This window comes from Polaribacter sp. Z014 (genome assembly GCF_023555435.1).
Classification (GTDB): Bacteria; Bacteroidota; Bacteroidia; order Flavobacteriales; family Flavobacteriaceae; genus Polaribacter.
Genome location: NZ_JALCZP010000025.1, coordinates 33,166 through 39,725 on the forward strand (window position 1 = coordinate 33,166; position 6,560 = coordinate 39,725).

General features: G+C 28.2%; 4 protein-coding genes. 3 read left to right on the plus strand and 1 reads right to left on the minus strand.

Annotated features, from left to right (window positions below; genetic code table 11):
- The first annotated feature begins 219 nt into the window (after positions 1–219).
- A complete protein-coding gene (locus MPF19_RS16955; protein ID WP_249989439.1) occupies positions 220–2,487 on the plus strand; it encodes a TonB-dependent receptor in 2,268 nt (755 codons plus the stop codon).
- 12 nt (positions 2,488–2,499) lie between these two features.
- Complete coding sequence (locus MPF19_RS16960) at positions 2,500–3,342, plus strand: DUF4249 family protein (RefSeq protein WP_249989441.1); 843 nt, start codon at positions 2,500–2,502, stop codon at positions 3,340–3,342.
- Between the two features lie 47 nt (positions 3,343–3,389).
- Here the strand turns inward: MPF19_RS16960 and MPF19_RS16965 are convergent, their stop codons facing one another.
- Entirely contained in the window at positions 3,390–4,613 is a 1,224-nt protein-coding gene (locus tag MPF19_RS16965; protein WP_249989443.1) for a hypothetical protein, read from the minus strand.
- A gap of 312 nt (positions 4,614–4,925) precedes the next feature.
- Here MPF19_RS16965 and prfA point away from each other — a divergent pair, with 312 nt between their 5' ends.
- A complete protein-coding gene (gene prfA / locus MPF19_RS16970) occupies positions 4,926–6,002 on the plus strand; it encodes a peptide chain release factor 1 (RefSeq protein WP_249989444.1) in 1,077 nt (358 codons plus the stop codon).
- Positions 6,003–6,560: the final 558 nt, after the last annotated feature.

Consider the following 6,560-nt stretch of genomic DNA (forward strand, 5'->3'; position numbering starts at 1 on the left):
TTTTTATGATTAAAAGTGAAGAGATGGTTATAAGAATTTTGAGTTATACCTCTCAAAAACAAATTCTATTTTAAAATCATTTGAAGAAACGATTGCTTTTAATTGATTAAATTTTTGTTTTTGGATGTACTCTTAAAAAACTAAAATATAGCTTTGTAGGAGTTGTAATAGTCTTTAAATTTGCTTGATACTATATTATAATTATAGGTGTAATTGCATATGAATAAGACAAGATCATTATTTTTAATATCCTTTTTTATACTTTTAAGTAATAATATATCCGCTCAAAAAAATGTTAATTCAACAGTATTTAACATCGAGAAAAATATACCTATTAGTGATGTTTCTGTTCAAGTTTTAAATACAGAGTTAGGTACTTACACAGATACAAAAGGTTTCTTTTCTTTTGAGAATTTACAAGAAGGCAGCATATTAGTTTTTTCTAAAATAGGGTTTACTACCTTAAGATTAAATCTTAATTCTGTAACAAGTACTGTTTATCTATCTCCAAAGGTTAGCATGCTAAAGGAAATAGTAATTAGGAGTTTCTCTAGTAGTCAATTAAATAAAATAGTACCAGATCAAATTTATTTTTCTAAAAAAGATATAGAAAGGCTTCCCTTTATATTAGGAGAAAAAGATGTAATTAAATTAATACAGTATACACCTGGTGTTCAACAAGCTGCTGAAGGACAATCAGGATTTTTAGTGAGAGGAGGTAATGGAAGTATGAATTTAACTTTGTTAGATAATATGTATCTACATAATACATCTCATTTAGGAGGCTTATTTTCTACCATAAATTCAGACTTTGTCTTTTCATTAGAGTTTTCTAAAGCAGGTTTTGATGCGGGTTATGGTGGGCGATTATCATCTGTTACAGATATAAAAACTTTAAAACAACCAGATAGCACTCATTTTGAAGGAAGTTTGGGATTGTTGTCTACAAAACTAACAGGAAACATAAAAATTAATAAAAAGCATAGCTTACTAATTTCTGGAAGAAGAACTTATTTGGAAGTTTTTAAACCTTTTTTTGGTGACGATACTTCTATTCTTGGCAAAAATAAAAATTATTTTTTGTATGATTTTTTAACAAAACATAGTTTTCAATTATCAAAAAAAAGTGAGATAGAAACTACACTTTATATAACGAGTGATAATTTTAGAGATCAAACCAAAGGTAGAAATAGAAAGTTAAAATGGGGTAATTTTTTATTAGGTACAACTTTTAAACATCAGTTTTCGTCTAGTTTAAGTTCTCAAACCACAGTATCTAATAGTTTTTATAAGTTTTCTTTTGGAGATACTGATTTTCCTTTTGATTATAGCGCAGAAAGTACATTTAATGTATTTAGCTTAAAACATTATTTTTTATTAGACAAACCATCGTATTTATTAAAAATAGGAACAGAATACAATAAGAATAATATATTACCTAAAGATGTTCAAGCAAGTATAGATGATTCTCCTTTAGAAATTTTACATCAAGAAAAATATAGGTATGATGATGTGAGTTTATATGGGGATTTGGCATTTTCTGTATCATCAAAATTAAAAGCTAAAACAGGGCTAAGGCTAACTTCCTTTTTTACTCATAAAAATGCTTTAGTTGGTAAAGAAACCTTTTTTAGTATTGAGCCAAGGGCGAGTTTAAAATACGAATATAAAGAAAATCAAGCTTTTAAATTAAGTTACCAAAGATTAAGTCAGTTTGTACACCAAGCATCTATAAACTTTAGTTTGCCAGCAGATTTTTTTGTGGTAAGTACTAAAAATATAAAACCACAGGTAGTAAATCAATTTAGCTTAGGATATGCTTACGAAACAAATGGATTGCAATTAAACAGTGCTGTTTATTTTAAAAACGTTTCTAACTATACTGAGTTTAGAAATGGTTCTGTAAACAATCTATTTTCTAATGATATTTATAGTGATATACTTGTTGGTAAATTTAATTCTTCCGGTTTTGAAGTTAGTATAAATAAAAAAATAAATAATTTTACAGCGCAGACATCAGTTACCTTATCAAAAACGTTAGCTAAATTTGAAGATATAAATCAAGGGAATTATTTTCCAACAACTTTTGATAGGCCTATAAATATAAATACCATTATGCATTATAGGTTAAATAATAAGTTTGAATTTGGTGCTTTATTCTTGCTTACTAGCGGACAAAACTATACAAGACCAAGAGATATAAGAATTATAAATGAAAGACCGATACTTAATTTTGAATCTAAAAATGCATCTCGCTTTCCTAGTTACCATAGGTTAGATTTATCATGTACCTATTCTTTTAAAAATAAAGGAAAATGGAAATCTAAATTAAATTTAACTTTGTATAACGTGTATAATAATAGTAATCCTTTTCAAATTTCTTATAATACAGAAGGAAACGTAGATGATTCATTTATAGAAATTACAGAAAAAAGAGATAATTTGTTTCCTTTTTTACCAACTCTAAATTGGTTATTTTCATTTTAAATAAAGTGCGTTATGAAAAAAATAATATTTTTATTCTTTTTACTAAGTAGCTGTTTAAATACTGAAACAGACATTTTATCTTCGGATAAACTTACAGTAGAAGGACAAATAGAAGAAGGTAAATTTGCAAGAATAAGTTTAACAAATAGCCTTGCTTTTAGAGGTATTATTGATTCGGTAGAAGTAGCAAAATCTATTGAATCTAAAGCAAAAGTGGTACTGTCTAACGGAGAAATATCAGAAATATTAACGTTAAAGAAAGACGAGTCTCGTTTTCCTTTTTTATACTATCGAAGTAATTTAATAAAAGGAGAAATTGGTAAAACGTACGATTTAACCATTCAGCTTAGAGGTAAAGAATTCATATCTAAAACAAGTGTTCCTAAAAAATCTGAGATTTTAAATATTGAATTTTTAGATTGGGTTGAAGATGGAATTGTATATCCAGATTTTAAGGACATAAAATTAACGATTCATAACAGTGATTTAGAGGATAAGTATTTTAAGATTCTTATAAAGAATGAAAAAGAGGAGAAATTTGAATTAGCAAGACCTTTTATTTTTAGTACAGAAAATATTGCAACAGAAACGTTTCCTTTAATAGTAAGCTATATAAAGATAGATGATGATGGGGAAAACGAGAATCAAATTAAAGTAAATGAAGTAATGGAAATGCAACTTATTTCTATTACAAAAGATCAATTTTATTTTTGGAAATCTGTAGAAGGAGACCAAACAAGTATTTTAGAAAATGCCTCTTATGCTAATGAAGTGGTTACTAATATTAGTAATGGTGCTTTTGGTTATTGGTCTGGCGAAAATATAAAAAATTTAAAATTTGAGATTCCAGAATAAAAAAAGGCCATCTTTATAGATGACCTTTTATTTTAATGTTGAATATTTTAAATATCTCCTAAAAGACTCTCGTAAGCATCAAATACAGTATCAAACTTGTCCTCTATACTAGTAAAAGATCCATCAAAATAAGTATCAAAGTCATTCGTTGAACCGTCTTCAAATAAGAATCTTGCATTCACAACCTCTTCAGTTACTTCAGTTTCATCGTAATTTTGAGTATTAGGGTTGTATATATAATCAGTATACGTATCCTCATCTTTGTAAAATTGACTTTTAGCAATAGATTTATTATTAATACTAAGTTCTGCACTTGTATTGCTATTTAATAATACAAGTTGCTGGTCTATACTTAATTCGCTATCAGAATCAAAACCAGCATCGTTTGCTTGTAGAGTTAATGTAGCATTTAAGAAGTGAAAAGAATAAGTTACATTATCAACAATATCTTCAATGTTACCGTCTAGTTCATCGTTAAAGTTACCATTAGTCGCTAAATTATATCCCATTATAACATCATTACCAAGATTAAAACTTAATGCTTGTCCAATCTCTTTATTATTAGAGTTTGTATAAGTTGTTACAAAAGAAAAATCTCCGATACTAGTTGTATTGTTAATTGTAGTTGGAATTAATTGACCATTCTTAAAAGTAGCAGTGTAATTCTGAGAGAATACTGTAGTACCATTTAATTTAAGATTTGCTTTAGCCAAAGTAGGTAATTCTTCGTCGTTATTGCTTCCTGCAAGAGTAGTACTAAAATCGGTAATACTAAATACAGCGTTTTTACCGTCATTATATGCTACGTTATAGATAATATCATCACTATCTCCTGTTTTATCAAAACCTTCAGTGTTTGCATTCCAAGTATAGATTCCTTTTTCATTATTAAAGTCATCAATAAGTGATGTTTCTGCAATAATTACCACTGCTTGTTTTGCGTTAAAAACTGTAAGTCCGTTAACTGTGGTTTCTAGGTTTGCTATATTAGAGATTGTTTTTAAGGATGTATTTTTAAAGCTTTTGTTTTTTACACCACTGTCTGCATTTAAATATTCTGCTAACTCAATGATATCGTTTAAAGCATTGTCATTTTTAAAACTTTCTATTTTATTTAACAATTCTATGGTGTTGTCTTCTAATTGTGTTTTTCCTTCTTCAACACTTAGAGATCCAGAAATTTTAGGAGTATCTTCACTATCATTGCTTTCACATGAGGTATTAAGAAATAATGTAACACATAGTACTGCTAACAAATAAATTTTTTTCATATTATTTTATTTAAAATTTTGCGCTAAATTAAGTTTTTATGGTAATTAAAAAAAGATGTTTGTTTGTTATTTTTATGGCACATGAACTTAAAATATATGTAATTTTTTTTGGGTATTAATTTCTTCTTTTTCATTTACACGAACCCAATCTACAATTAGAAAAGCGGGCTTTATAAATTCTGGTTTTCTCTTTCTGTTAATAAATTATGAGTATAAACAAAAGGTGATAATTAGTAATTTTATAAAAATAGTTGGCTTTGTTTAAATATACCTATAAAAATTGTAAATTCGCATTCCAAGAAAAGACAGAAGATGTTAGATAAATTAAGAATTGTAAAGCAGCGTTATGATGAGGTTTCGGATTTAATTATTCAGCCAGAAATCATTATGGATCAGAAGCGTTATGCGCAATTAATGAAAGAATATAAAGATTTAGGTGATGTTGTTAAAAAAGGGGATGAGTACAAAACCTTAACAAACAATATAGAGGAAGCAAAAGAGATTCTTGCAGATGGTTCTGATGCAGAAATGAATGAAATGGCGAAGATGGAAATTGACGAAGCCAATGCTCGAATTCCTGAACTAGAAGATGAAATAAAAGTATTACTGATACCAAAAGATCCTGAAGATTCTAAAAATGCAGTTGTAGAATTGCGTGCAGGAGCAGGTGGTGATGAAGCGAGTATTTTTGCTGGAGATTTATTTAGAATGTACACAAAATACTGTGAAAGTAAAGGTTGGAAAGTTTCTACGGTAGATTATTCTGAAGGGACCAATGGTGGTTTTAAAGAAATTCAGTTTGAGGTTACAGGAAATGATGTGTATGGAATTTTAAAGTTTGAAGCTGGTGTGCATCGTGTACAAAGAGTTCCACAAACAGAAACACAAGGACGGGTGCATACATCTGCAGCTACGTGCATGGTTTTTCCTGAGGCGGAAGAGTTTGATGTGGAAATTAATCCAAAGGAAGTAAGAATTGATTTTTTCTGTTCTTCTGGTCCTGGTGGACAATCTGTAAATACTACTTATTCTGCAGTGCGTTTAACACACATTCCTACTGGTTTGGTGGCACAATGTCAAGATCAAAAATCGCAACATAAAAATAAAGAAAAAGCATTTAAAGTACTACGTTCTCGTTTGTATGATATGGAATTAGCTAAGAAAAATGCTGAGGACGCTTTAAAACGTGGTTCTATGGTTTCTTCTGGAGATAGAAGTGCTAAGATTAGAACTTATAATTATGCGCAAGGTAGAGTTACAGACCATAGAATTGGTTTGTCTTTATATGATTTACCTAATATTATGAATGGTGATATTCAGAAAATTATTGATGAATTAATGTTGGCTGAAAATACTCAAAAATTAAAAGGGTTAGGAGACGGAATATAGTTTTCTCAATTTATAAACATTAAACCTCAAAACTATGTTTTGAGGTTTTTTTTTCAATAATATTTATAACAATAAAAAGCGACTAAAGTTAAGATAAACTTTAATCGCTTTTAGTGTTCAATAAATATTTAAGAAATCTTAAACAATGTATATTTTGTTTGGGGGAAAGATTACTTACATTACAAATGTATGTCAGTAATACAAACCTCACAATACCCATTTATGGGGTTTTTTAGTTCACTGTTTTCAGTGAGTGCATTAACTTAAAAGGGGGAGAACTAAAATTATTTTTCTTATTAAATAATTAGGTAAACTTCTTGTATCTTGAGTTTAGCAAGGTTTTATTTTATCTATAGTATCTATTTTTACAGAGGTGTCTTAAAGATAAAAACTTAAAACAAAGTTTTTGGTTTTTATTTTTAGATTATAAATTTATAGCCATAAAAAAAAGCGATTAAAGTTTAGATAAACTATTAACCGCTTTTTGAGTAATTCAAATAACTAAGAAATCTTAAACAATGTATGTTATGTTTGGGGGAAAGATTACTTACAATGCAA

What these genes read in the sequence shown, in the direction of transcription:
- MPF19_RS16955 (WP_249989439.1), top strand. Translation starts at nt 220, where the DNA reads ATGAATAAGACAAGATCATTATTTTTAATATCCTTTTTTATACTTTTA.
- MPF19_RS16960 (WP_249989441.1), top strand. Translation starts at nt 2,500, where the DNA reads ATGAAAAAAATAATATTTTTATTCTTTTTACTAAGTAGCTGTTTAAAT.
- MPF19_RS16965 (WP_249989443.1), bottom strand. Translation starts at nt 4,613, where the DNA reads ATGAAAAAAATTTATTTGTTAGCAGTACTATGTGTTACATTATTTCTT.
- prfA (WP_249989444.1), top strand. Translation starts at nt 4,926, where the DNA reads ATGTTAGATAAATTAAGAATTGTAAAGCAGCGTTATGATGAGGTTTCG.